Raw genomic sequence first — 25,566 nt, forward strand, 5'->3', positions numbered from 1 at the left:
TCTATACAATTACCAATTACCAATTAAAAACTAAAAATTGAGGATTACAACAGTGACACAACTTTCTGAAGCACTTCAAGTTGCTCTTCAATATCATCGAGCCAATCGCTTGGTGGAAGCTGAGCAAGTTTATCGTCAGATTCTAGCAGCAATACCTAACCAACCAGATGCCTTGTATGGGTTAGGAATGCTAGCACAACAGATAGGTAAGTACCAAAGTGCTGAGGAGTTTTTCAATACAACCCTCCTTGTAAATCCGGAGTCTTTCAAGGCTTGGTTCAGTTTAGGCAATTTGCGTCAAGCTCAAGGTCAATTGTCAGAAGCAGTGGAAGCTTATCAGCGAGCGTTAGCCCTACAGCCTAACTCGGTAGCGCTTTACAACAACTTTGGCTATGCTCTACAACAACAAGGCAAGTGGGAAAATGCGATCGCATGCTATCAAAAAGCTTTGGAGATTCAGCCCAACTGTGCTGAAGCTGATGTGAATTTGGGTAATGCTCTCTATGCTCAAGGGCAGCTTTCCCAAGAAAAACACGCCTACTACGCTGCCTTAAATCACGATTTGGGCGTTACTCGGAAAAAAGGGGGCGATTTGAAGACTGCGGTGGCTTACTACCAGAAAGCGATCGCAATACAGCCAGACTTGGTCAACAGTCATTATACCTTAGGAGTTGCTCTCCAAGAACAAGGCAAATTAGATGATGCGATCGCGTCCTATCACAATGTCCTCAAACTTCATCCCAGTAACACTGAAGTCTACACCACTTTAGTGCGCAATAAATTAGCTAGGATTGACCGAGAGCAAAACAAATTAAACAACAAATTAAATCATCAATTAAACGGAGCAGATTCTAAGAAACGATTAAAGATAGCATTTGTCTGTCAACCCTTTGTGATGACATCGTTTCCAAACCCGATGGATTCTATCGGAATTTTGACCTATGAATTCGTGCGTCTTTTAGTTCAAGATTGTGATGTTATTGTCTATACACCAGGAGAACGCTTTAATACGGCAAGTCATGATGGAGTAGACTATCGATATATTCCCATAGGCCGGGATAAAAAAATGCTAAACTATCTGGAAAAAAATCCAGGATTACAGAATCAAAAACGTCCTATATTTGGCTCCCAACTCTATTACCTCGGATATATTTTACAAGTAGCTAATGACTTGATAAAACAGCAATGTGATGTTGTTCACATTCACAACTTATCTCAGTTTATTCCAGTGATACGAGCCTTGAACCCAGGAATAAAAATTGCCCTGCACATGCATTGTGAGTGGTTGATCCAACTCGATCACAAAATTCTAGAAAAGCGGCTTAGTAAGGTAGATTTAGTTATTGGTACTAGTAAGTATATCACAGAAGGGATTCGCCAGCGTTTTCCTAAATTTGCCGAGCGCTGTCAGCCGGTTTTTAATGGGGTAAACCTTGATCGCTTCATGAATTTCTATGTCAGCCATAATCAGCAAAATGGCAGCACCAACAATCCTGCTAAACGATTACTCTACGTGGGGAGAGTATCTCCAGAAAAAGGCTCCCATGTCTTATTAGAGGCTTTTAAAAAAGTGCTCGAGCGCTGCCCTCAAACCAAACTTGATCTCGTTGGTCCTGTAGGTGCATTACCCTACGACTATATTGTCGGATTAAGTGATGACTCCAAAGTCGCAGAATTAGCGTCATTCTACGGTGATGAAAGTTGGACAGGTTACGTGAGACGATACCTGTCCGAATTGAATGATCACTTTGGTGCTGATCTAGCCAGCCAAGTATCCTTCACTGGCTCCCTTCCTCAATCTAAGTTAGTCAATTATTATCAGCAGGCAGACATTTTTGTATTTCCCTCAGTATGTCACGAAGCATTTGGGATGCCAATTGTGGAAGCTATGGTCGCAGGTCTTCCCGTTATTGCTACCCAAGCTGGTGCTTTTCCCGAGATTGTGGAAGATGGTAAGACAGGTCTGCTGGTTGAACGGAGTAATGCTGATGCTTTAGCAGACGCCATCTTGCAACTTCTTTCTGACCAAGAACTTAAAACATCCATGGGACAAGCTGGACATCAGCGAGCGGTTGAACTATTTTCTTTCGAGAAAGTTGTTGATGATTTACTTACGCAGTACAAGACTATTCTTTGAAAGCCAAAGGCAGAAGTGTTGAACTTCGGATCAGAGAATAGTAACAAGTGACAAGTTAAAAATGAGCAATAAATTATCCTTAAAAACTCTGGTACGCCAGTTTTATCGTTTTCTAATCCATAGAACCAGAGTTGAGTATGACAGAAATAATCTAAGACGCTCGGCGATTATTTTTTCACCCCATCAGGATGATGAAACCCTGGGCTGTGGTGGAACAATTATCCGTAAAAAGCAAGCCGGAGCCGATGTAAAAATTGTTTTTATGACAGATGGATGTCAATCTCATGCTCATCTGATTCCAGAAAATCAAGTAAAATCAATACGTGCTAATGAAGCCTTAGCAGCCGCTCAAAAACTTGGTCTGCAACAGCATGATGTCAGCTTTCTGGAATTCAAAGATGGAACATTAGATAAAACCAGAAAATTTGCTATCCAAAACGTTGCCAAAATTATTCTTAACTATCTTCCTGAAGAAATTTTTATTCCCTACTACAACGATGGTGTATCTGACCATAATGCTACTAATGAAATTGTCGTAGCTTCACTCAAAACAATTAAATTTGATGTGACAGTTTATGAGTATCCTATATGGTTTTGGAATCACTGGCCTTGGACAAGGGTGGAAGGGAGTAAACCAAACCTGGTTTCCTTTTTAAAAAAAACCATCATGTCAGGGTTTAGTTTACTGAATGATTTTAGATTATCTGTCTATATTGGTGATGTTTTTGATATCAAACGTACTGCCCTAGACCAACATCAATCTCAAATGAAACAACTCATTGATAATCCACGCTGGCTAACCTTAAAGGATGTGTCAGAGGGTGAGTTTTTAGACTGCTTTTTTCAAAAATATGAATTATTTCGTCGATATAGTTTGAATCATAATTCTGAATAGTTATAATAAACGCTATAGCAAAGGGAATAGGGAGTAGGGAGTAGGGAGTAGGGAGTAGGGAACAAAAATTATAACAATTCATTTAGGATTGCTATAGACTTCAAATTTTATATAACAATGCACTTGATTTTTAGCCTGTGCTGTTTTACCCCTATTTAATAACTATATAGCCGTCTATAGCCTTCTAAGTAAAGGTTAAGACATATTTTTGTTATCTATTCCCCTTTCCCAGATCCGCTGTTACCTGCTCCGAAGTCCCTGCTCCCTAAAACCCTGGAATTTGTACCTATCACAATTTATAAATTGTCTAAAAAATAGCGATAAATTAGCCAATTTGGCAACTTAATTCAAGATAATCATGAAATCATAATTAATAAGAGTGTTCAAGACCTTTATCAGTCAGTCATATCAGTTCTGGATATATGGGACATCATATATCCATTTTATTTTTTTTGTTGTTCTTGACAATGTCAGCTATCATCTAAGCTGGTCTTCATTTAAATTTAATGGTTCTGAAAGCAAGGGAGCAGGTGAGATAGGATTGGGTGCATCTCCTAAAAGCTGTTTGAGCGGGTGGTGCGTTACGGGGTGGGCTATTTCAACCAGGAACGAAGAGGCGGAAAATCAGGGCAATCCCACCCCTAACGCACCCTACGCAAAATTTACAAAAGTGAGATACACCCGATAGGGTTTGACATTGCTTATTTAGCATAACACCAAAAAAAACTCGAGGATCTTTCCTACTGTTACCTGTTATATATTCCCTATTACCTACTCCCTACTCCCTACTCCCTACTCCCTAGGATGAAAGTACCTCACCCAATTTAAAACACTATATAAACATTAAGCAACAACATGCAACAATTAACTCCACCAGAAAATTTAGTAAACAAATCCTTCACAGACACATTCTCAGACAACTGTTGTGCAGGTAAAACCATTGGTACTAAAACTCCCAGTGGTGCAGTTCGTAAGGGTATAGATGTCGAAAAGCTGATTGGGATTGACAATGGCGCATTACGTCTCCAGCCTCTGCTAAAACCTGCGTGGGGCAGACAGGGCATTGCTTATGGTCCGTACACCCGTACCAATGGACTCGCCTTTGGAGTGTTTCTGAGCAATGGTCATAATACATCCCAGACCGAAAGGATTGAGCCCCTAACAGAACGACTCCATCGGTGGATGATTGGTCCTGAGACAGATAAACCGGCTAAACGACTTTTGCGTTGGACTTCCAGTCAGGGAAAAAGCAGGATGTTGCGAAAGCTCCTATGGTGGATTCGTAGTACCTCCAGAATTTCCAGATATTTCAAACCGTTTAAATTGCCAAATATTGATGAGAATCTAGCAGTGGGTTGGTTCCCCAGGGAAGTTCCTGTTGACCCGACTGCAGAGGGAAATGCCTTTATTGTTCATGCCACTGGGGCAGAAAATGGAGAGTTGTGGACTCGGTTGGGGGGATATCTGCTCTCAGCATTTAGGGGCTTACAAAATCTCCAGGTTTATTACATCGTTGTTCTGCGGGAAAAGGGAGCTGCCTATTATGCTGCTTCTGTTCCTAATGCTCATGGTCTTGCCGCTTACCCTAACATGCGTCCCATTGCTATTGATTCTTTCAATGATGATGCCACAGTATATGCTGGTGTATACCAAAGTATTCTGGGACAGAATGGTTTTGAAGTCGATACGCGAATCTATGGCGCTAATGTAGCCCAAATTTCAGACATCGCCACCTGGTACGGTACAGCTCAGGCAGCAGATGACCTGATTGGTGATGGTTTGCTAGATGGTGCTGAAGCGGACAAGGGTGGTTTGTGGAGTGTCTCTCAAGGAAGTTATGAGTTAACAGCTGATGGTGCTAGAGCCACTCAACCAGATAGCGTCGCTATGTTGGAGTGTCCCACACCCTCTGGGCTAATCCATTTGTTGATTGAAACCTCTACTCAGATAACTGGAGTCCGCATTGTGTGGCGTGTTCAGGATAAAAACCAATTCTGGAGTTTCCTAGCAGACGGGGACAAATGTCAACTTATGATTCAAGACCATGATAGCTGGGAATGTTTAGCTGTTAGCGATCTATGGTATTTACAGCCAACAGCGATCAACTCTTTACAGATATTGGATGATGGTAAGACCTTCAGCCTGTATCTCAATGGCCAGTTAGTCTTTAACAAGTGGTTTACAGATACCCGCCTGGAAAACGCTACCGGTGTTGGCATTGGTGGGATTAACTCTAACCATAGTCTGTATTTTCGCTCCTTTGAGGCTCACCCACGCACTATCCCTATTCCTTCTGAACTCGACCTTGGCTCCCCTTGGGTAGTAGAGGGTACCGAAATAGCTATCACTGAAGATTTTGCTGGTGCAGCTGGGGACTTGATGGGAAAAACCACCACTAGTGGTAGCAAAGTCTGGCATCGGAATATTGGGCTAGGGGTAATTGAGCTGACTGGGAATAGTACAGCCAAAGTCCAAGCTGATGCTAAACATCCTAATCCAGGTCGCACTGCCTACACCATTGATTGGGATCACCCAGACATAGCGGATTTACAGGTAGACATTACTCCCCCTGGAACTAGACGAGGACAGGGAGAAAAAGGTCGTGGAGGGTTTATCTTTTGGCAGGATGCTGACAATTATATCACTATCAATAACTGGTTAGATGACTGTTACGGTGGTGCTTCAATGTCTTCCTTTTTCTATCTCAATGGCTTTGAAGAATTATTTGATGCTGTCTGGACAAATGTGGGGAAACGCATTTACTGGGGTGTTTCCCATCGGCTCCGCATGATTTTTGATGGCATGAATTACATGATCTTCATCAATGATGAACCAGTATTGTATCGTGCCCTTACAGATGTTTATCCAGATGCGGTGCGTCTTAGAATTAACCGAGTTGGGATTGTTGCTAACTGGGAATGGGGAAATGATACAGGAAGTGTATTTCAAAATTTTGTAGCAAAGGTGTAGACTAATGAATTTAAGCAATCAACAGGTAACCCTTAACAATGGAGTAGGTGCAGGACTAAAATTCCATGGGGATGGTTCTAATCCTGATTTTGCACGTGGTACCTATGAACTTCCGCTTCAGAAAGCCTTAGCAAGCTGCTTAAACCACGATCATATCTTCTATGATATCGGTGCCAATATTGGCTTTTTTACTATTATTGCTGCGAAGCTAGTTGGGCCATCTGGACAGGTTTATGCGTTTGAGCCAGTTCCAAACAATGCTGACATTATTCTACGGAATGTGGAGCTTAATAGTTTCTCCAATGTTACTGTTTTCCCACAAGCAGTTTCTGAATCAACCGGAACCGGAGAATTGTTGCTGGCCCATCATTCAGGGGGAGCTACTTTAGCTACAGCGGGTACACCTCCAGATCTCAGGGGTGAAATGACAGTTGACCTTGTATCTATTGATGATTTGGTGTCCCAAAAAACTTTGAAACCCCCAACAGTCGTGAAAATCGATGTGGAAGGAGCAGAAATTAATGTTTTAAGGGGGATGATTCAAACTATTAAAGACTATCACCCCATCCTGATTTATGAAGTAGATGATGGGAATCAAGACTCCTTTAAACTGAAGAATCAAACCATTGAGATGTTTATTGACTCTCTAGGATATAAAATCATGCCCCTGGAACCAGCTTATCCCAATATTTCCTGGTATGTTGGACATGCGATCGCGTTTTCAAATCTAAATTGAAAATGCTATATAGCGGTTTTAAATTTGGTGAGGTACAGAGTTCCTGGTTTTAGGGAACAGGGAACAGGGAACAGGGAACAGGAAAGAGTAACCCACCCCTAACCCCTCCCAGGAGGGGAAGAGGGAACAGAGGAAAAATCCTGTGTACCTCATTAGGCTAAAAACCGCTATACTCCTGAAGCTATAGCAATCCTAAATCAATTGAGAGAATGTTTGTTCCCTGTTCCCTACTCCCTGCTCCCTGCTCCCTGTTCCCTGTTCCCTGTTCCCTGTTCCCTTTGCTATATGCCGAATTCTAGGCGAATTCTAAAATATGCTCAGCAGTAACTTGAGCTTGTTCCAAGTGAGGCACATGACCACAGTCTTTAATCCAGATTAATTGAGATTGTGCGATCGCATCCTTAAACTTGCTAGCAGCAGCAGTGCCTAAAATTTGGTCATGGTCACCCCATAAAATTAGAGTTGGCTGGCTAATCTGAGCCAGCTTATCCCCAAAATCACCATAACCACCACTTTTGGTAAACGCAATCAAGGCTTGATTCCAACCAGGCATTTCTAGGTGCAATGCAGCACAAATTCGGGCATCTTCAGACGCCCAACCTTTATCATAGTAAGCGTTTTTGCTGATACTTTGCCTTACCTTGGGATTAGCCAAAAATGCTGTCGCTAGGTAGCCTAAGGGAGGAAATAAGAACTTCCCAATCGGGGGAGCCTTGGTGCAGCCAGCGCTATCTATTAATACTAACTGTTTAACCACCTGGGGGTAAGTGAGGGTAAAATCAATCGCCGCTGCACCTCCCATCGAGGCTCCGACTACAATGACTGGTGTTCTAATCAGGGTTTTCCAGAAATAATAGAGATGGGTTGCGATCGCATTGGGACTAAATGGAGTCCCTGCCATGCGATCCGTAAACCCAAAACCCAACAAATCCACTGCCCAGGTTTCATTGTCCTGAGCCAGCAGTGGTAGCAAGCGGCGGAGTTCTAGCAGGGAACTATCGAAGCCATGGAGTAACAGAATCGGCGTGCCACCCTTACCCTGATTAACGTAAGTTGTGGCAATGGCCTGTGGGCTCAGGGGAGTTGAGATAGCTTGACGCTGGATACTTTGAGCAAGAACAATTGAGCTAGACTCAACTAGCTGCTGGGTATTGGAGGGCAGAAAATCAGGAAACATCAGTTGAATTGCTGTAATCAGAGGACAATCCTGATTTTCCCCCTCACAAGCGCAATTATGTTAGTCAGTGCTTACCCGAGCGGGGTTTAATTCAATAGCCTACCCTGATTCATAGGAACTAACAGACCTATGGATTGATGCAAGGGTAACGGTTGCAGTAAACCCTGCCTACAAAGCGCCAAAATTGTGATTTTGCTGATTTTACAAATGATTTAGAATTGCTATAACGTTTTTAGGACTCATGAGGTACACATAATTGTTTGACTATTGGCTCTTGCCTCTTCTCTTTTATCTGCTCCCTGCTCCCTGCTCCCTGCTCCCTACTCCCTGCTCCCTAAAACCTAAATATTTGTACCTCACAAGTCCTAGAATTGCTATAGATCTCATTACTAAGAGAAACGCTATAATTTTTTTTGACTGTGTTAAGAAACTGAAAGTTACTCAAACCGTTGCTGTTCCTTATTCCGAGATCCGAAGCTCTCAAGTCTTAACAGTTAAATTTAATTCTTTACGACTCCTTAGCTATAGAAAAAGAACATTTTCAACCAGACTCTCCCAAGTCCTGATTGGCTCTGATCAGGATTTCTGGGAAAACTTACGATAAGATTCAAATGGATATCAGAGGATAACTGTGTCTCAAGACCTATTGCAAAACCGAGACTACACCATAATTCTGGCAAGAAATGCCTCTAAAACCTTTGGAACCCTGCCTGGACTAGACAAGCAGTGGTTGCTAGCTCAGGAGTCTATTATCGCCTTGGCAAAGAAATGTGAGGAACTCGATCCAGACGGACTCACTATTTACATTGCATCTACTCCCTATCAAAAATATGACAACACCACTAGTCAGGCATTAGTTGACCTCTTTGAGCAGCCCTATGGTTCAGACAGCATCAATCTGGTTGAGCCGCTCAAAGTTGCAGTTGATGATCACTTTAGCCGTAAATCCCGCCAGCAGACAAAAGCAAACGGTGACATTATTATCGTCATCCTCGATAGTGAACCAAAGCCACGGATGGCTCTAGTCAAATTGCTAGTGGCAGCAACTAAGAAGATGGATTCTCAGGAAGAACTGGGTGTGATGTTTGCCCAAGTGGGGGACGATCCCATTACTCGTGGTTTTCTAACGGCTTTAGATGATGATTTACATGCTGCGGGCGCTAAGTTAGACATTGCGGACACTAAGCTTTTGTCAACGATGGAGGAAAGTAAAATTACCAAGTTTTTGCTCGATGCCCTATATGATTAGGATGTAAGCATTCAGCGGTCAGCTCTCAGCCGTCAGCTATCAGCTATCAGGTTATGGGTATTAGCTGATTGGTTTGATGAAAATGAAAGCTTACCACTGAAAACGGTTAAAATCTCAAAAGTATGTCTAAACCGACCAATATCAATAAGATTCTGATTGAACGTCCTAGCGAAGAGCATCTTGATAACTTAGGTGTCTCAAATTGGCCAATTTGGACAAAGGAAGTCTCGGAATTTCCCTGGACTTATGATGATCCAGAAACTTGTTACTTGCTAGAGGGTGAAGTAGTTGTCACCCCAGATGGCGGTGAACCAGTTCAAATTGCCAAAGGAGATTTGGTAACTTTCCCAGCTGGAATGTCTTGCACCTGGAAGATTCTTTCTAATGTTAGAAAACACTATCAATTTGGCTAAAAGTTTGAGGGAATTTTGTCTAAGATTTTAGGGAGTAGGGAGTAGGGAGTAGGGAGTAGGGAGTAGGGGGAATAAAAACGAAGTAATTAACCAGAATTGAGCTCCCTACTTGATATACCTACTTTATTGTTTCACTGATATGCTTCTCTAATTCTTCTAATAATTGATCGACATCTTTACCAACTTGCTCAAAGCACTCCGGTGGTGAAAGTTCAGGTTCAAATTGAATCAGTTTCAACTGTCCATTACCAATACCAATAATCAAAACTTCTTGCTCAGGTTTATGAGCATCCACCACTCCCAAAATTTCCTGAATTTGGTGATTAACCTGACGATTTAGGGTCTCTATTGCTTCCCTAGGACAGTAAACAAAATGTGGCTTTGGTTTCATGTCAAGTCCGAGGGTCTCATCACTTTCTCCTTTTTCCAGAAATAGCCCCCAAGCTAGTGCAGCTAATTCTTTTTGATTGGCTTTAACAAACTGATCTAACTGATGTTGCCACTTGTGTATTGCTAAGTCTTGCCGATTACTACCGAATAAGTTCATATCGTATTTATCAATCTGGATTTTAGGGAGTAGGGAGTAGGGAGTAGGGAGTAGGGAAGGTTGGCAAGTTGAAGGGTTGCCAAGTTCCGTAGCGTGGCCTATTGGCCAAGGTTCAACGGAAACTAACCTTTAAGCAATAGTACATAGTTAATATATTCGGCAACTTTGACCTGCTCTGTGGGGATTGTCTAGAGTTAAACAAACCACAAACTAACTCAACAAACTAAGGTAGATGGGTGGTTTTTACCGGAGAACGACACCATGATATCATGTCCGGTACCGCGCACCACCGGACATGATATGAATGATTTTTGGACAGATATTCTCAACTTTGCCAAGGACACCACAAACCGTGTCGGGAATCGGCACCTTCAGGACTTTGGTCAGGTACAAGGGTCCGAAAAAGCGGATGGTACGTTAGTGACCCAGGCGGACAGGTGGGCAGATCAAGAAATTAGAGATGCGATCGCATCTCATTTCCCCAGCCATGGCGTACTGAGTGAAGAAGCATCCCACCAATTTCCTGAGTCTGAATGGTGCTGGATTATTGACCCTCTTGATGGCACCACCAACTTTACTAGAGGAATTCCCCTGTGGGGGGTTTCCTTAGGCTTGTTGTATCAGGGAACTCCAGTGTTTGGTTATATTCATTTTGCTCCTGTCCAGCAATCTTTTCATGGTTTTTGGCTGGGGAAATCGGAGCTCAGCGGTGTAGAAAACGGTGCTTTTCTCAATGGACGTCCCATCCACAGCAGCCAGGATTCCCCTAGCCAAAACCACTTTTTCAACCTGTGCGCCCGTAGTACCTCAGTGATGAAGCAACCCTTCCCCTGCAAAATTCGGATGCTAGGGGTTGCCAGTTACAACTTTCTGGCCACTGCCAACGGTGTCACCTTAGGAGGAGTGGAAGCAACCCCTAAAATTTGGGATTTTGCTGGAGCTTGGGTGATTATTCACGCAGCTGGGGCAGTTTGGGTACCCCTAGATTCTCAGCCAATTTTCCCCTTGGAAGTAGGCCAAGATTACGGTCAGCGGTCCTTTCCGACTCTAGTTGCAGCACGTCCGGAATTAGTGAGTGTATTTAAGCCCTTGGTAGAATTTTTGGGGGCTAAGGCAAGTTGAATGAATTAAGAATTAAGAATTAAGAATTAAGAATTAAGAATTAAGCATGGAGAATGGAGAATTAAGAATTCTAAATTCCCAATTCCCAATTCCCAATTCCCAATTCTAAATTCTAAATTCCCAATTCCCAATTCCCAATTCCCAATTCCCAATTCCCAATTCCCAATTCTACATTATAAATTCCCAATTCTACATTCTACATTCTACATTCTTAATTCAAAAGAGATGTTCCCATAAATAATCTGCGATCGCATTTTCTCCTGCCAGTTTCTCTGACTGAACACCCAACAAAACGGAAATTTGTTCCAACTGATTATTGAATCGTCGAGCAACCCGACTGGGTATACCGTAGCCATAGATAATATGACCTTGCCCAGCAATCACTACTACTTGATAATCGGGGTTAGCTTGGGCAAACAAAGCAATCTTCTCTGCCATGGTTTCATCCCATAACACTTGGGCAGTGAAAAAATTGTCGAAGTTGCGACTATTGCTATGACCGGCGTGGTGATGTTGTTGGTAGAATCCCTGAATCAGGTTGCGGTAATCAGCATTATCTGTGCGAATTTCCGATAATGGGGGAATATGTTCCTGCTCAGCAGATGTTAAACTCTCTAAACCCCTACGGGCTACTTTACGAGTGACCTCAGTAGGTGTATTTAAGGCTAACACAGGCAGTTGATTAGTTTTAGCAAAGCGTACTAGGGGAGCATAATATTCCCAAGGAAAGCCCCAGCGTTGTTCATACTCACTTTGCTTAACCAACTCAGCTTCTGTGATTTCTCCTGCTAGGTATTGATCGAGGATATCCTGAGCTGGGCGCTGGAACATTTCCATTGCGATCGCAATTTTGGAATTTTCACGGGTTAGTGCTTTAATAATCGCTAACTGCGCCTCATGATCTTTTTGGCTGCTGTGAGTTTCTCCTAAATAGATAACCCGGGCTTTTTTCCATTCCGGTAATACCTCCGGTAGGGATAGTAGATTAACCGTTTCTATCTGTTGTTGCTGGCTAGTGGCAGTTGAACTATTATGTTGAGTATGTTGAGCAAAAACTGGGGTAGTACAGAAAAAGAAAAGTCCCAGGGAATAAACAACGACTTTGGTAATTGTACCCATATAAAATTGATAATAGCGACTCAAAAATCCAACTGGTCATGTTTAGCTTAACGTGATTCAGGATTGCCAGGAATTAATTGAGCATCACAAAATTCCAAAAGCCGATTCAAAGCCCAAAATTCATCCACATCACCTTTGCCTGTACTAATGTGAGCCACATGACCCCCTTGGGCAGTTAAAATCAAGTTGGCATAGGGATTACTACTCGTGCGCTCTTCCAATTCTGGAATAATAGTAGGGTCAAAAATCGGGTCATCCGCAGCATAGATGATCAAATAGGGCAAAGCTAACCTGTCCAACAGGTAAAGTCCACTAGTCTTCTGATAGTATTCATTAACGCTAGCAAACCCGTAGTAATCAATCACCATATAGTGGTCAAAGCTCCGCATTGAGTTAATGCACTCCACTACACCAGGTTTGACAGCCTCAGGAAAGTTTTCTAACCGTTGTTGAGATATTTTCCTGAGTTTATGAGTGAACTTCTTTTCGATCAAGCGTCCTATTGGCGTAGATAGCAAATAATCTATGGAGCGATTCGATTCGAGATTAGGACCCAAAACTGTTCCAAACCTGACCAGAGAACAATTGTTATCAACTGCTGCCTTAAGTCCCCACAATGCCAACTGTCCTCCCATGGAAAAGCCCACCAAACCGACAGGTTCTGGGCAACCCATCTTTACTAATTGCATGGCTAGCTGCAACTGATCTTCCCCTTCTCGCCAACCGTCAGAAGATGGGACTGGGGATAGTTGTGCACTGCGTCCGTTACTGCGCCAATCATAAATTAACACTGCCCAACCATTGCTGTAGGCTTTACGAGCAAGGGTACGACTATACCAACCATTATCGACATCCCCTGTAAGGGCATAGTTAACAATCAGGGTACCTTTGGCATTGTCAGGACAACTCCACAATCCGCGCAACGGTACCTGATCCGCACCAGTAAATATGTGTTCCTGCCAGGGCATCAGGGGCAAATGGGAAAGCCAAGGTACTCTTTCCCCCCACCAACTCCAGGTCGTGCCGTACCAGTAAGTGGTAGCAATACTTTGAAATAAGCCATTTCTTAGGTACCAGGGAGCTTGGTAGTCTTGCATCAGGTTTCGTGCCTATTTGTGATTACACATCGGACTATAAGCCCTTCTAGTTCTCCATTGGTGTGGGCAGACAAACATTTGTTGCTCTAATTTTCGATATCTTATTCCATCCAGCGACGAGTCCCAAAAAACTGACAGGAATTGGAAGCTACCTTTGCTGCGGCGGCTAGGGCATCAGTAAACTCGTTCTGTAGAATATAGTGACAGAAGGCACCGTGAAACACATCCCCAGCTCCCAAGGTATCTACTGCTTGAATCTGGGGTACGGGTACTTCACCGGACACTCCTAAGCTACGATACTGAATTGGTTTTTCTCCTTGGGTAATGGCAATGTGATCAATCCCAGCGTCTAGGACATAAGCCATCACCTCTTCTTGGCGAGAGCACCCTGGTGGATAGAAATTGGCTGAGCAAATGGCGTAATCAACATAGGGCAAAATTGTTTCAAATCCTGGCTTCCAGCTACCGCCATCCATGACTACAGGGATATGATGAGTTTTGGCAAATTTTGCGATCGCATTACTAACCACCATCTGATGACCATCAATGAGCACCACATCCACCATCAAGTCTAAATCCTGAGGTATTTGTGTACTGCTGGCTTGGATTTTAGTAGCATTAATCGAAATAACTGCGCGATCGCCTGTGGATTCCGTAACAATGATCGAAGATACTGGTGGTGGTTGGGGGTTAGCTGGATCAAGGTCAGCGATGATTACGCCATGACTGGTCAAATCGCTGCGAATTAGCTGAGTAATCGGATTAATTCCCACCACACCGAGAATTTTAGCTAGATTCCCTAGATAGCTAAACGTTACTGCTGCATTCGTTGCTGGTCCCCCAGCCGCTACTGTATAGTCAGAAGCAGTTATTTTTTCATTGCTGCTTGGTAGGTTGGTGCTGAGGTATACCAGGTCTAAGGTAACCATCCCCACAAAAAGACCAGTGCTCGCCATTTAACAACTACCTTTAGTATGATTTTTCATCAGCCTTGTAAAGGTAAAATTGTTGACAGATCCCTACAGTTTCAAAGGAGTATGAAGGGATCAGCGTACTAACATCCAGGTCAGTGCGGTAAATACTAAAGAGCAAAAAATTTTCTCGCTTTGTGGTCTGGGCAACAACTTGCTTAATTTGGGGTCGTCCTGTATCCACCAGTATGGTACACTGACGGCGCAGGAAACTGCCTAGGGTTTCCGGTGCTTGGGGACAAACTTCTTCTTTTAGATACTTGCTCAGTTGCTCAACCGCATAATCTTCATAGGTAGCTTGTCCAGGATTGGTCACCACCATTGAGCCTCCCACCACCGCAAGTACTATAGTTCCAAAAGCGGTGACAACCTGTGAAATCTTCATCTGAATTTTTTAACGATATATTATATATTACGATGCCTATCAAGCCTTCGAGTTCCAGGTTAACTGCAAAATGGTGGTAACGTCTTGCATGTTTGATGGAAATCCCTCAGGGCAAGACAATTGCCGCCATGGTCAGCAAACCTCAGGACTCTATTCATTCCTGACTGACTGAGTAATTACCATCAAAATTTTATAGATTGTTGATAAACCAACAAATAAGATGCTATAATAAACAACGGTAAGATTATGGCGAGCGTAGCCAAGTGGTTAAGGCAGTGGATTGTGGTTCCACCACTCGCGGGTTCGAGTCCCGTCGTTCGCCCTAAAAGTCCGTGGCATGGAAATCAGTCGTGGAACAGGCATCTTGCCTGTTTCGACTTCCGGGCATCAGGGGTGGAACAGGCATCTTGCCTGTTTCAACTTCGGGGCATCAGGGGTGGAACAGGCATCTTGCCTGTTTCAACTTCCAGGCGGGCAGGATGCCCACTCTACTCCTATTCAGCGCGAAGATTCAGCAATGCCAAAAAAATGCAGAAGTAGATTCACATAATCACTTCTGCCTAAATCCTCTCAAGACCATTGACTAGACACCAATAGAGTCTACATCCACAGTCTTGACTTCAGGGTCTTGAGAGTCATTGGCAATCTTTTCGCTTTGGCGGGCTTTGGCAAAGTCAATTAGCCACTGAGACAGCTCTGAAACGAGCAGGGTTATAACTGCGATATCATCAATTTGCCCAATGATGGGAATAAAGTCTGGGGAAATATCAATGGGGCTAAGAAAGTAAACTAGGGTTCCCAAGATGATCCACCAGCGGTACTTGGAATGGCGGATAGTGTTGCGATACCAGTTGTAAAAAGATTGAATTGGATTGTTCATCAAAATTTGCGGCTGAATACCTCATCCCATACCAAGTTGCGTGGGTAGGAAAGCCACACCTCCAACTAATGGTTTAAACGACTGGTTTTAAATGCTCATAAGCCGAGACCAGCCAAACTCGTTATCCCCAAGGGCCACACTTGTTAAGATTTCTTCCAATTAGAAGCAACCACAAAAGGGGTTTTTCCTATAGACCGGACTGGGGAACTCTCCGGCTCTGATGTACCAAACAATGGCTCAATACTCTATAGCTACTATTTATAGTGCCAGATTCTTCCAGAAACCGACTATGGGGATAACCACCCGTTTGATTAGAGTTTTTACTAGAATTTAGGCAGTTGAAACGGGCAAGATGCCCATTCCACCATGAAACGGGCAAGATGCCCATTCCACCATGAAACGGGCAAGATGCCCATTCCACCATGAAACGGGCAAGATGCCCATTCCACCATGAAACGGGCAAGATGCCCATTCCACCATGAAACGGGCAAGATGCCCATTCCACCATGAAACCAAAAATTGAGGCTTTACCTAATATCGAATTTGCTTATCGTGATCAGACCTTAGCCCCATGGAAATGAAATTCTTCCCCATCTCCCCATCTCCCCATCTCCCCATCTCCCCATCTCCCCATCTCCCGTTTCTCCCCATCTCCCCATCTCCCCATCTCCCCATCTCCCGTTTCTCCCCACACTCCCCGCACTACCTAAGACACTCTGTACCGGATATGCTAAAGTCCAAGTGTAAATTTCCTGACCTAATCAGTTAACTCGTGGAGAATAGGATCAGTTTCTTGGCAAGTGGTTGAAAATCAATAGAAGATTGATAAACCACTGAGTTATTTGGAAGTAAGGGCAAGTCGTGGATATTGTCGAACTTATTGCAAAAGGTGGGATCGCCATGTGGCCTCTGTTGGCTCTATCGATCCTGACTATGGGTACAATCTTTGAACGGATCTGGTTTTGGGCAACTATAGCGTTGAGGGAAGGCATAATTGTTAATCGTGTTCTAGAGGCAGCAGCTGGTAGCTGGCATGTTGCTAGACAGATTGCCCTAGAGTCACGCCGACAACCCATCGGTAGATATTTGTATGCTCCTTTACGACTGAATAATCCTGACCCAGAAGTATTCCGACTGGCTCTAGAGTCGGCTGCGGATGATGAATTAGCTGCTATGCGACGGGGAGACAAACTCCTGGAAGCTGTGATTGCTCTAGCACCACTGTTGGGATTACTTGGTACAGTGTTGGGCTTGATTAACTCATTGGGTTCCATTCGCATTAGTGACCTTGGCACAGCTTCCACCGATGGGGTGACTCAGGGGATTGGAGAATCACTGATTAGCACAGCTACAGGTTTGATTGTGGCGATTATCAGTCTGGCTTTCTATCGACTATTTCAGGCTTTTTGGTTTAACCAAGTTAAAGTGTTCCGCAAAGCTGGAAGCGAGTTGGAATTGCTTTATCGACAAGATTGGTTACAACAAGAAGAAAGCTCTTAGTCACAGGAAAAATTTATGACGAAAAAAAAGGATTCAGCTCCTTCCCCCATGGCAGTCCGTCCTCTAAGACTGCGAATGGATAGCTCGCCGGAAGAGGTTCGGGTTGAGATTGTTCCCCTGATTGATGTGATTTTTTGTATTCTGACCTTTTTCATTTTGGCAGCTGTTACTTTATCTCGCCAGCAAGCCCTGAGCGTGGATTTGCCTAAGGCAAGTACTGCTAAGGCTCAAGGACGGGAAATCTTAATGGTTAGCCTTAATGAATTTGGTCAACTCTACGTTGAACAGGAGCCAGTGGTAACCCAAGAGCAGTTCAAAAAGAAACTGCAGGCATATCGTCAAACCAATCCTTATGGGTTGATGGCTCTTTATGCTGCCAAGGAGGCTAGTTACAACGAGGTCGTTCAGGTATTGGATGTGCTACGACAAGTGGGAGGCGATCGCGTAGCCCTAGCTACTCTACCGGGATCCTCAGGTCAATCCATTGACTTTATTCCTTCCCTGCCATCGGGAACAGGTGTCCCTAAGTTTAACTCCCCTGGAAACAACTCCTCTGATGCTCTTAATGACATATTAAAGTTCTTGCCTGGAAATAAATAAGGTTGTTGGTAAGTGTGGGGAGATGGGGAGATGGGGAGATGGGGAGATGGGGAGATGGGGAGAGTGGGGAAATGGGGAGATGGGGAGATGGGGAGATGGGGAGAATTTTAGGCAAATAGTCAGGATTTTCGCGCCTATTTATCGAAACATCCCCTCATATCCGAATCACGAATTGTTAGTCATTGTCTTGATGCAAAGCGCGAGTGGGGGGAACCCCCATGAGCGACTGCATCAAGAAAGGAAATTTTGGTTTATCCCCCTATCTCCCTATCTCCCTATCCCCCTATCTCCCTATCCCCCTATCCCCCTATCTCCCTATCTCCCTATCCCCCTATCTCCCTATCCCCCTATCTCCCTATCTCCCTATCTCCCTATCTCCCTATCCCCCTATCTTCCCACACTCCCCCCTCTCTAGAGTCCTAAGCTGGAACCTCGATTTTTTGGCTTCCAGCAAGACCAAAGGCTTTATGAATAGCTTGCAATGCTCGCACTCCTTGGTCTTGGGCAACAACACAGCTAATCTTAATTTCTGAGGTGGCAATCATTTGAATATTGATTTGTTCCGAAGCTAGGGCAGCAAACATTTGTGCTGCGATCCCTGGTTGTCCAACCATGCCAGCACCGACAATACTGACTTTGGCAATATCGGCATCCAGGAGAATTTCACTACACCCAATCACTGGTGCGATCTGTTGTAGGGCTTTCTGAGCCATTTCTGCTTCGGCTTGAGGTACTGTGAAGGCAAGATCCCTGGTGGCAATTCCATTAATGATTCGACAGCGTTGGGACTGGATAATCATATCAATACTAATATTGTGCTCTGCCAAGGTTCCAAATATCTTGGCTGCCATGCCTGGACGATCGGGAATTTGACGAATGGCTAGACGGGCTTGCTTGATGTCTAGGGCTACACCTCGAACGGGGGGATGGGTGATCTCGCTGGAGTGGTCACTATCTGCTGCTTGATCTCGAATGGGTAGATGAATGGGGGTATTGTTGATATCGAAACAGTTACACAAGGCCGCGATCGCGCGATCGCATTCGAGGGCATCAATCACACAGCTGACTTTGATTTCGGAGGTGGAAATCATCTCAATGTTGACACCGGCATGGGCTAAAGCCTGGAACATCTGAGCTGCAACCCCAGGACGTCCAATCATCCCTGCTCCAGTGATCGAGACTTTAGCAATATCCCTACCGACCATTACTTCTGCTTCTTGGGTATCGGGGGTGGTTTGGCGACGCAGGGCGGGAGCAATGGCTTCGGCTACTGCTTCCGCTCGATTGATCATAGGGGTATTGACGGTAAAGGCAATATCATTAGTATTCTGTTCGTGAATGGACTGGATAATCAAATCTACATCTAGGTCTTGAACTGCAATTTCACCAAACAACCGTGCTGCTACACCAGGGGAATCGGGCACTCGTAATAGGGCTATTTTTGCCTGGTCGGTGTCATATTCTACGCTATTGACTGGTCGAGCAATTTCTAACCCCTCTAAGGAACGGGGGGGAGAGCTTGGGGAAATTACCCTAGTGCCAGGTTCATCGCTCCAGCTGGATAGGACTACTAAGGTTAAGCCATAGTTGCGTGCAATTTCTACGGCACGGGGATGGAGGACTTTTGCCCCTAAGCTAGCTAATTCCAGCATTTCATCAGCGGTAATTTCTGGCATCAGTTGAGCATCCGGTACGATCCGGGGGTCAGTGGTTAATATCCCCGGTACATCGGTATAAATTTCACACCGAGATGCCCCCAGTGCTGCGGCTAGGGCTACGGCTGAAGTATCAGAGCCACCCCGACCTAGGGTAGTGATTTCTAATTCATCAGTGCTGGTGATGCCCTGGAAACCAGCAACGACTACAACTTTCCCGTCGTTCAAACATCGCTCCAATCGCTGGGTTTCGATTTGCAGAATCCTAGCGCTACTGTGCTTAGCTTCTGTTACAATACCCACTTGAGCGCCAGTGAGGGAAATAGCTGGTTGCTCTAATTCCTGTAGGGCCATGGATAATAGAGCAATGGACACTTGCTCACCGGTGGATAGCAGCATATCCATTTCCCGACGACAGGGATTAGGGGATATGGCTTTCGCTAGTTGTACCAAACCATCGGTAGTCTTACCCATAGCGGACACCACCACTACCACGGAATTGTTTTGTTGGACTGTTTTGAGAATTCGCTGGGCAACGGCTTGTATGCGTTCCACAGAGCCCACCGAGGTACCACCGTATTTTTGGACAACTAGCGCCATAAGCTTATTCCACTATTTGTTTTTTTGTTTGACTCCCGTTTCCAGGATTGAGTGAATCGTAATGTAAGCTATCAGCTATCAGCCGTCAGCTATCAGCCGTCAGCTATCAGCTATCAGCTATCAGCTATTAGCCGTCAGGTATCAGCTGATGGGCTACGGGCACAGCCAAAGGCTTGTCGCCACGCTACTTATCGGTGCTTTTGAATAAAATAAGCTGACCGCTGACTACTGACTGCTTACATCGTAATTCCCTGGATACGTTAACAAAATCATCAATAATTGTCAACAAACAAAAATTTTTTCAGTCTCTTGTTTCTAGGGAAGCATTCAGCTTTCAGCAATCAGCTTTCAGCAATCAGCTTTTGTATCTGGGTTGTCAAGTCATCGATTGCCGAAAAATGCAAGAGGCAAGAGGCAAAATGCAAAAGATATCCGGAGTTTTATTGGACATAAAAAAAAAGACCATACAGGTTTAAAGCAAGATAGCTGACCGCTGACCGCTGACCGCTGACTACTGACCGCTGACCGCTGACTGCTTAGAAACCTTCACCAAATTAAATCAAGATACAACACAAAACCAGGCAAAACTTCTTCTCCCGATAAACTACTGGGAGACTCTAAAACTTCAACATCTCTACTTGGTCGATAAATTTCCAATTGTCGCTCTTTACGATTAATCAACCAACCTAAACGAGTGCCATTGTCTCGGTATTCTTCCATTTTTTTTCGAATTGCTGTTATGGGATCACTAGGAGAACGTAACTCAATCACAAAGTCAGGACATAGGGGCAAAAATTTCTCTTGCTGTTGAGGAGTTAAACTATTCCAGCGTGCTAAGGGTATCCAAGAAGCATCGGGAGAACGGTCTGCTCCATTGGGGAGTTTAAAACCAGTGGAAGAATCGAAAGCAATTCCCAACTTGTTTTGACGACTCCAGGCTTGAAGTTGGTAGCCTATTTCTAGATTACGGTTTCCTGTGCTGCCGCCAGTAGGTGACATAATAATTAAATCTCCATTAGCATTGCGTTCAAATTTTAAATCGTCGTTGTCTTGACAAAGCTGGAAAAATTGCTCGTCGGTAAGGTTAATTGATTGGAGATCAAGGGTTAAAGTGCTCATGATTGTTTAGGAAAGGGAGTGGGGAGTAGGGAGTAGGGAGTAGGGAGTAGGGAGTAGGGAGTAGGGAGTAGGGAGTAGGGAGTAGGGAGTAGGGAGTAGGGAGTAGGGAGTAGGGAGTAGAAACCTAAGTGTATTTTATAATTATAATTAACGCTATAGAATTGTTTTAGCGATTGACCTTTGCGACCCTAAACTATTCCGATGTTGTCCTCTAAAAATTGACTACTAATAGAATAGCTAGTGTAGGTACCTGGACAAAAATAAACCTCACAGTATTAACTTGTGTAAAGTTGCCAAAAGTCCCTCTGCTTCCTACTCCCTGCTCCCTGCTCCCTGCTCCCTGCTCCCTGCTCCCTGCTCCCTGTTCCCTGTTCCCTGTTCCCTGTTCCCTAAAAGTTGTACCTCACCAAATTGAAAACCGCTATAGTGTAGCAACTCCAATACCATAGTTTGGTCAAAAAAGACAGAACCAACGGCTGGGTTTTTTGGCGAGTTTCAACGATACCTTAGCGATAGGCGTTAAATTTGAGTAGGAAATACCACCACTATGTCTAAAACTATGACCTCTGCTGTTGTGCCTAATACTCCTCCTATACCGCCAACTCAATATGAACTTCCTTGTGATGACGGTATTCCCATGGAAACGGAACGACATAAACTTCAGATGGAATTGCTGACTGACCCGTTATACCCTTGGTTAGCCCAGCGGGAGGATGGCTATTTTGGGGGTAATATGTTTCTTTATTTCAGTACAGAACAAATTAAGAATCAAGACTTCCGAGGTCCGGATGTATTTGTAGTGCTTGGAGTTCCCAAAGCCGAACGACTAAGTTGGGTAGTTTGGGAAGAAGGTAAAGCACCTGATGTGATTATTGAGCTAATTTCTGACAGTACAGCTAACACGGATAAAACTACTAAAAAAGTAGTTTATCAAGACCAAGTCAGAGTACCAGAATATTTTTGGTACGACCCGTTTAATCCAGAGGATTTTGCCGGATTTAGGTTGCACAATGGCGTCTATCAGCCTTTAACTGAAGATGAAGAAGGACGACTAATTAGCGAAAGGTTAGGATTAGCCTTAGTCCGTTGGCAAGGGGTCTATAAAAATAATGTTGATACTACTTGGTTACGTTGGGCTACTTTAGAGGGAATTGTGCTACCTACTGCTGAAGAAATAGCAGTGCAAGCTCAACAACAAGCAGCTCAAGCTCAACAACAAGCAGCTCAAGCTCAACAACAAGCTACCCAAGCTCAACAACAAGCTATCCAAGCTCAACAACAAGCTACCCAAGCTCAACAAGAAGCAGCTCAAGCTCAACAACGAGCTGAGCAACTGGCTGCTCGTTTACGAGCTATGGGAGTAGATCCTGATCAAGTATAGCGCTACGCGCAAGTCAGAAGTTAGAAGTCAGAAGTCAGGTGTAGGGTGCGTTAGGGGAGGGATTGCCATGATATTCAAGGTCGTAGCCAGTAGCCCCGTAACGCACCACCAAAAGGTAGGAGATGCACTGAGTTTATCATCAATAAATTGGAACGAGTTGCTCGATTTTCCCGATTCCCGATTCCCGATTCCCTGCTCCCTATTCTTCATTATCAGCTCAGGTAAACGTTTTACAATGGTTCAGCAGCTACAGCCAACTACTGATGATAGTTTTTATCCCGAAAGTGACGGCAAACCTTTGGCGGACAATACTCTTCAATTTGAACTAATTACTACCATTAAGTCTGGCCTAGACCTTAGATTTAAAGATGACCCCAATGTGCTTGTAGCGGGAGATTTGTTGTGGTATCCAGTAGAAGGACAACCAAAAATTAACCAAGCACCGGATGTGATGGTGGTGATCGGTAGACCGAAAGGGCATCGGCGTTCTTACAAAACTTGGGTTGAAGATAACATTAATCCCCAGGTAGTTTTTGAAATAGCCTCACACACAAACACTATCAAAGAATTAGAAGAGGATAAACTCAAGTTTTACCAAAACCATAAAGTAGAAGAGTACTATATCTATGATCCAAATCGGACAACACTAAAAGGCTGGTTGCGTTCAGGAGAAACCTTAGAACCAATCCCCCAGATGCATGCTTGGGTTAGTCCCCGTTTAGGAATTACCTTTGAGTTAGTAGAGTCAGAATTGGTACTGTATTATCCTAATGGTGAGCGGTTTGCGAGCTATTTGGAAATTGTTGAACTCAAAGAGCAAGCGGAGAAAGCTCTAGATCAAGAAAGAAGTCGTATGCAATCATTGCTGGAACAATTGAAAGCGAAAGGGATAGATCCAGAGGATTTTGAGCTTTGACTGCTTTTAAGCTTTCACCAAATTAAATCAAGATACAGCACAAAACCAGGCAAAACTTCTTCTCCCGATAAACGAGTGGGAGACTCTAAAACTTCAACCTCTTTACTTGGTCGATAAATTTCGACTTGTCGCTCTTTGCGATTAATCAACCAACCTAAACGAGTGCCATTGTCTCGGTATTCTTCCATTTTTTTTCGAATTGCTGTTAAGGTATCACTAGGAGAACGTAATTCAATCACAAAGTCAGGACATAGGGGCAAAAATTTCTCTTGCTGTTGAGGAGTTAAACTATTCCAGCTTTGTAATGGTATCCAAGATGCATCCGGAGAACGGTCGGCACCATTGGGGAGTTTAAAACCAGTGGAAGAATCGAAAGCAATTCCCAACTTGTTTTGACGGCTCCAGCCTTGAAGTTGGTAGCCTATTTCTAGATTACGGTTTCCTGTGCTGCCGCCAGTAGGTGACATAATAATTAAATCTCCATTAGCATTGCGTTCAAATTTTAAATCATGGTTGTCTTGACAAAGCTGGAAAAATTGCTCGTCGGTAAGGTTAATTGATTGGAAATCAAGGGTTAAGGAAGTCATGATTGTTTAGGAAAGGGAGTCGGGAGTCGGGAGTCGGGAGTAGGGAGTAGGGAGAAGAAACTTGACTGTAGATTATAAGTATAGATAATTATACTTGACGCTATAGAGTTGTTTTAGTGATTGACCTTGGCCTTTGGGCCACGCTTGGCCATAGGCCAAGCTGCGCGAACGCGAATGGTCACGCTACGCTCCGGAAGCGTTTCGGCAAAGCCGACGCTACGCGAACGCAAAGCGTGGCCTATGGCCTCAGCTTCCGCGCTTATGCGAACGCCTCATCACTACCCAGCCCAAATAAAAAAACATATAACCAAACAGTAAAATAAAGTCAGGAAATGCGATTGACCTTTGGTCACGCTACGCTCCGGAAGCGTTTCGGCAAAGCCGACGCTACGCGAACGCAAAGCGTGGCCTATGGCCTCAGCTTCCGCGCTTATGCGATCGCATTTCCCTACTCCCTACTCCCTACTCCCTACTCCCTACTCCCTACTCCCTACTCCCTACTCCTTACTCCCTACTCCCTACTCCCTACTCCCTACTCCCTACTCCCTACTCCCTTACAAAAAAAATAGCCGCAGAAATACTATCCACGGCCAGATGAACCGATACTTTTTAGCTACCAAAGTCTACCAAGATAAACTTTAGCCCGCCAATGCAAGATGCTTTCACATCCAGGGGGTATCTCCCAAAGCTCTCAGGAATATCCCACGAGCGCCATAAAAATGTCAACAAAGTTGGTTCCACCGGGATAGAGAGCGCAACTATTAAACCCTTGGTTTTCGGCTTTAATTTAAGTTACATAATAATCCCTGTCGGTGTTACCCTAATTTAAGTCTAACAAATAAGCAGTAAGATTTTTTGGTAGACTCTGCGACATTTTCTCTAGCTGTTTACTAACCTTATGTAATTCAGATTTCGCACCATTCCAGACATGCTCCCATGGGAGCAAACCCGATGGTTTTGCCAGGGGGCTTTGCCCCCCAGCAAGTTAATAGCTTAACCCAGAGTTAAGTATTTCGTCATCATCGTAATAAATTCTCCAGGAAGTCCCGTCGGCTGCAGAGGAGTCCACTCGACAATTTCCGCATAACCCACTACATGGAGAGTATGCATGGTGTTGATTATGGCCTTGCGAGACCCCTTCAAAATATGCTGAACCGGGTATTTTTTTGGAAAGGATTCTTGAGGATTATTACTAGGAGTTATATCCTCGGGATTAGTCTCTGGGTTTGGGCGAAATTCGGAATCCATAATGGTCACCTTTTGCTTGTTGTTAGTATATGATAATCATAACTATTATAATTGTAGTTGTCAAGGGTTTTTAGAAATTTTTTTTACAGCAAATTTCGCCCACCGCTAAGTTGAGTTAAAGTCCCCCAGAATTGGGGGATTTAGGGGGCAAATTCGTAAGCCCTAAAAATTAGAGACGCTCTATTGAACGTCTCGAAAAAGCTACTCTTTTCTCGCAGTTATCAGGTACGCTTTTCCACCTCAAAGTCCCCCTTATTAAGGG

General features: G+C 44.1%; 30 protein-coding genes, 1 tRNA gene and 1 pseudogene. 19 read left to right on the forward strand and 13 right to left on the reverse strand.

Annotation, left to right across the window (positions count from 1 at the left end; all coding sequences use genetic code 11):
- Nucleotides 1-52 precede the first annotated feature (52 nt).
- The 4 genes from F6K53_RS27480 to F6K53_RS27495 all read left to right on the forward strand — a co-directional run bounded on the left by F6K53_RS27480 (nt 53) and on the right by F6K53_RS27495 (nt 6,738).
- Nucleotides 53-2,137: a glycosyltransferase gene (locus F6K53_RS27480; protein WP_293082837.1), complete on the forward strand. Its 2,085-nt coding sequence runs from the start codon at nt 53-55 to the stop codon at nt 2,135-2,137.
- 61 nt (nt 2,138-2,198) lie between these two features.
- Complete coding sequence (locus tag F6K53_RS27485; protein ID WP_293070764.1) at nt 2,199-3,032, forward strand: PIG-L family deacetylase; 834 nt, start codon at nt 2,199-2,201, stop codon at nt 3,030-3,032.
- 855 nt (nt 3,033-3,887) lie between these two features.
- On the forward strand, nt 3,888-6,002 hold the full coding sequence (locus tag F6K53_RS27490; RefSeq protein WP_293082840.1) for a nucleotide-binding protein: 2,115 nt from the start codon (nt 3,888-3,890) through the stop codon (nt 6,000-6,002).
- A 4-nt stretch (nt 6,003-6,006) separates the two neighbouring features.
- Nucleotides 6,007-6,738, forward strand: coding sequence for an FkbM family methyltransferase (locus tag F6K53_RS27495; protein ID WP_293070760.1), 732 nt, complete (start codon nt 6,007-6,009; stop codon nt 6,736-6,738).
- A gap of 18 nt (nt 6,739-6,756) precedes the next feature.
- Here the strand turns inward: F6K53_RS27495 and F6K53_RS27500 are convergent, their stop codons facing one another.
- Together F6K53_RS27500 and F6K53_RS27505 are read right to left on the reverse strand one after the other, a co-directional pair.
- Nucleotides 6,757-6,891, reverse strand: a complete 135-nt coding sequence (locus F6K53_RS27500) for a hypothetical protein (protein ID WP_293023704.1) — start codon at nt 6,889-6,891, stop codon at nt 6,757-6,759.
- A gap of 142 nt (nt 6,892-7,033) precedes the next feature.
- Nucleotides 7,034-7,915: an alpha/beta hydrolase gene (locus tag F6K53_RS27505; protein WP_293082843.1), complete on the reverse strand. Its 882-nt coding sequence runs from the start codon at nt 7,913-7,915 to the stop codon at nt 7,034-7,036.
- A gap of 256 nt (nt 7,916-8,171) precedes the next feature.
- Between F6K53_RS27505 and F6K53_RS27510 the strand changes: the two genes are divergently transcribed.
- The 3 genes from F6K53_RS27510 (at nt 8,172) to F6K53_RS27520 (ending at nt 9,577) form a co-directional block, all read left to right on the forward strand.
- Nucleotides 8,172-8,519, forward strand: coding sequence for a hypothetical protein (locus F6K53_RS27510; protein ID WP_293073408.1), 348 nt, complete (start codon nt 8,172-8,174; stop codon nt 8,517-8,519).
- Between the two features lie 27 nt (nt 8,520-8,546).
- On the forward strand, nt 8,547-9,164 hold the full coding sequence (locus F6K53_RS27515) for a hypothetical protein (protein WP_293023696.1): 618 nt from the start codon (nt 8,547-8,549) through the stop codon (nt 9,162-9,164).
- 122 nt (nt 9,165-9,286) lie between these two features.
- The gene (locus F6K53_RS27520) at nt 9,287-9,577 is read left to right on the forward strand and encodes a cupin domain-containing protein (protein ID WP_293023693.1); all 291 of its coding nucleotides are present in this window, start codon (nt 9,287-9,289) and stop codon (nt 9,575-9,577) included.
- Nucleotides 9,578-9,695: 118 nt separating this feature from the next.
- Here F6K53_RS27520 and F6K53_RS27525 read toward each other — a convergent pair whose 3' ends face one another.
- Nucleotides 9,696-10,124 (reverse strand): hypothetical protein, encoded by a 429-nt coding sequence (locus F6K53_RS27525; RefSeq protein ID WP_293023690.1) that lies wholly within the window; start codon nt 10,122-10,124, stop codon nt 9,696-9,698.
- 261 nt (nt 10,125-10,385) lie between these two features.
- On the opposite strand from F6K53_RS27525, the gene F6K53_RS27530 reads away from it, so the two are divergent.
- The gene (locus tag F6K53_RS27530; RefSeq protein ID WP_366511370.1) at nt 10,386-11,246 is read left to right on the forward strand and encodes an inositol monophosphatase family protein; all 861 of its coding nucleotides are present in this window, start codon (nt 10,386-10,388) and stop codon (nt 11,244-11,246) included.
- A gap of 216 nt (nt 11,247-11,462) precedes the next feature.
- Here F6K53_RS27530 and F6K53_RS27535 read toward each other — a convergent pair whose 3' ends face one another.
- The 4 genes from F6K53_RS27535 to F6K53_RS27550 form a co-directional block, all read right to left on the reverse strand.
- On the reverse strand, nt 11,463-12,365 hold the full coding sequence (locus F6K53_RS27535; protein WP_293023191.1) for a ChaN family lipoprotein: 903 nt from the start codon (nt 12,363-12,365) through the stop codon (nt 11,463-11,465).
- Nucleotides 12,366-12,412: 47 nt separating this feature from the next.
- Nucleotides 12,413-13,462 carry an alpha/beta fold hydrolase gene (locus tag F6K53_RS27540; RefSeq protein WP_293082848.1) on the reverse strand — a complete coding sequence of 350 codons (1,050 nt, stop codon included), beginning with the start codon at nt 13,460-13,462 and terminating at the stop codon, nt 12,413-12,415.
- 101 nt (nt 13,463-13,563) lie between these two features.
- Nucleotides 13,564-14,418 carry a sugar kinase gene (locus F6K53_RS27545; protein ID WP_293082851.1) on the reverse strand — a complete coding sequence of 285 codons (855 nt, stop codon included), beginning with the start codon at nt 14,416-14,418 and terminating at the stop codon, nt 13,564-13,566.
- A 13-nt stretch (nt 14,419-14,431) separates the two neighbouring features.
- Nucleotides 14,432-14,818: a DUF4359 domain-containing protein gene (locus F6K53_RS27550; protein ID WP_293023185.1), complete on the reverse strand. Its 387-nt coding sequence runs from the start codon at nt 14,816-14,818 to the stop codon at nt 14,432-14,434.
- Nucleotides 14,819-15,067: 249 nt separating this feature from the next.
- Here F6K53_RS27550 and F6K53_RS27555 point away from each other — a divergent pair.
- Both F6K53_RS27555 and F6K53_RS27560 read left to right on the forward strand, forming a co-directional pair.
- Nucleotides 15,068-15,140: transfer RNA gene (locus tag F6K53_RS27555), tRNA-His, on the forward strand.
- 10 nt (nt 15,141-15,150) lie between these two features.
- Complete coding sequence (locus tag F6K53_RS27560) at nt 15,151-15,405, forward strand: hypothetical protein (RefSeq protein WP_293082854.1); 255 nt, start codon at nt 15,151-15,153, stop codon at nt 15,403-15,405.
- Here the strand turns inward: F6K53_RS27560 and F6K53_RS27565 are convergent.
- Nucleotides 15,402-15,698 (reverse strand): YkvA family protein, encoded by a 297-nt coding sequence (locus F6K53_RS27565; RefSeq protein WP_075897075.1) that lies wholly within the window; start codon nt 15,696-15,698, stop codon nt 15,402-15,404. The two genes, F6K53_RS27560 and F6K53_RS27565, sit on opposite strands and share 4 nt — an antisense overlap.
- Before the next feature lie 187 nt (nt 15,699-15,885).
- Entirely contained in the window at nt 15,886-16,206 is a 321-nt protein-coding gene (locus F6K53_RS27570) for a hypothetical protein (protein WP_293082857.1), read from the reverse strand.
- A 353-nt stretch (nt 16,207-16,559) separates the two neighbouring features.
- Here F6K53_RS27570 and F6K53_RS27575 point away from each other — a divergent pair.
- From F6K53_RS27575 to F6K53_RS27585, 3 genes and pseudogenes are all read left to right on the forward strand, one after another.
- Nucleotides 16,560-17,168: pseudogene (locus tag F6K53_RS27575) on the forward strand (MotA/TolQ/ExbB proton channel family protein); the annotation flags it as partial.
- A gap of 45 nt (nt 17,169-17,213) precedes the next feature.
- Nucleotides 17,214-17,798, forward strand: coding sequence for a biopolymer transporter ExbD (locus F6K53_RS27580; protein WP_293023180.1), 585 nt, complete (start codon nt 17,214-17,216; stop codon nt 17,796-17,798).
- 46 nt (nt 17,799-17,844) lie between these two features.
- Entirely contained in the window at nt 17,845-18,213 is a 369-nt protein-coding gene (locus F6K53_RS27585) for a hypothetical protein (RefSeq protein WP_293071464.1), read from the forward strand.
- Nucleotides 18,214-18,217: 4 nt separating this feature from the next.
- Here F6K53_RS27585 and F6K53_RS27590 read toward each other — a convergent pair whose 3' ends face one another.
- Nucleotides 18,218-20,053 (reverse strand): aspartate kinase, encoded by a 1,836-nt coding sequence (locus tag F6K53_RS27590; RefSeq protein WP_293071463.1) that lies wholly within the window; start codon nt 20,051-20,053, stop codon nt 18,218-18,220.
- Between the two features lie 51 nt (nt 20,054-20,104).
- Here F6K53_RS27590 and F6K53_RS27595 point away from each other — a divergent pair, with 51 nt between their 5' ends.
- Nucleotides 20,105-20,257 (forward strand): hypothetical protein, encoded by a 153-nt coding sequence (locus F6K53_RS27595; protein WP_198954250.1) that lies wholly within the window; start codon nt 20,105-20,107, stop codon nt 20,255-20,257.
- Nucleotides 20,258-20,599: 342 nt separating this feature from the next.
- Here the strand turns inward: F6K53_RS27595 and F6K53_RS27600 are convergent, their stop codons facing one another.
- Entirely contained in the window at nt 20,600-21,172 is a 573-nt protein-coding gene (locus tag F6K53_RS27600) for a Uma2 family endonuclease (protein ID WP_293047888.1), read from the reverse strand.
- A gap of 290 nt (nt 21,173-21,462) precedes the next feature.
- On the opposite strand from F6K53_RS27600, the gene F6K53_RS27605 reads away from it, so the two are divergent.
- The 3 genes from F6K53_RS27605 to F6K53_RS27615 all read left to right on the forward strand — a co-directional run bounded on the left by F6K53_RS27605 (nt 21,463) and on the right by F6K53_RS27615 (nt 23,469).
- The gene (locus F6K53_RS27605) at nt 21,463-21,621 is read left to right on the forward strand and encodes a hypothetical protein (protein WP_293071462.1); all 159 of its coding nucleotides are present in this window, start codon (nt 21,463-21,465) and stop codon (nt 21,619-21,621) included.
- A gap of 98 nt (nt 21,622-21,719) precedes the next feature.
- Nucleotides 21,720-22,553, forward strand: a complete 834-nt coding sequence (locus tag F6K53_RS27610) for a Uma2 family endonuclease (protein WP_293071461.1) — start codon at nt 21,720-21,722, stop codon at nt 22,551-22,553.
- A 235-nt stretch (nt 22,554-22,788) separates the two neighbouring features.
- Nucleotides 22,789-23,469, forward strand: a complete 681-nt coding sequence (locus F6K53_RS27615; protein WP_293071470.1) for a Uma2 family endonuclease — start codon at nt 22,789-22,791, stop codon at nt 23,467-23,469.
- Between the two features lie 14 nt (nt 23,470-23,483).
- Here the strand turns inward: F6K53_RS27615 and F6K53_RS27620 are convergent, their stop codons facing one another.
- A complete protein-coding gene (locus tag F6K53_RS27620; protein ID WP_293071460.1) occupies nt 23,484-24,056 on the reverse strand; it encodes a Uma2 family endonuclease in 573 nt (190 codons plus the stop codon).
- 126 nt (nt 24,057-24,182) lie between these two features.
- Between F6K53_RS27620 and F6K53_RS27625 the strand changes: the two genes are divergently transcribed.
- Together F6K53_RS27625 and F6K53_RS27630 are read left to right on the forward strand one after the other, a co-directional pair.
- Complete coding sequence (locus F6K53_RS27625; protein ID WP_293082860.1) at nt 24,183-24,374, forward strand: hypothetical protein; 192 nt, start codon at nt 24,183-24,185, stop codon at nt 24,372-24,374.
- A gap of 14 nt (nt 24,375-24,388) precedes the next feature.
- On the forward strand, nt 24,389-24,625 hold the full coding sequence (locus tag F6K53_RS27630) for a hypothetical protein (protein WP_293082863.1): 237 nt from the start codon (nt 24,389-24,391) through the stop codon (nt 24,623-24,625).
- 424 nt (nt 24,626-25,049) lie between these two features.
- Here F6K53_RS27630 and F6K53_RS27635 read toward each other — a convergent pair whose 3' ends face one another.
- On the reverse strand, nt 25,050-25,304 hold the full coding sequence (locus tag F6K53_RS27635; RefSeq protein WP_293023148.1) for a hypothetical protein: 255 nt from the start codon (nt 25,302-25,304) through the stop codon (nt 25,050-25,052).
- Nucleotides 25,305-25,566 lie beyond the last annotated feature (262 nt).

The organism is Moorena sp. SIO4A1 (assembly GCF_010672065.1).
Lineage (GTDB): Bacteria > Cyanobacteriota > Cyanobacteriia > Cyanobacteriales > Coleofasciculaceae > Moorena.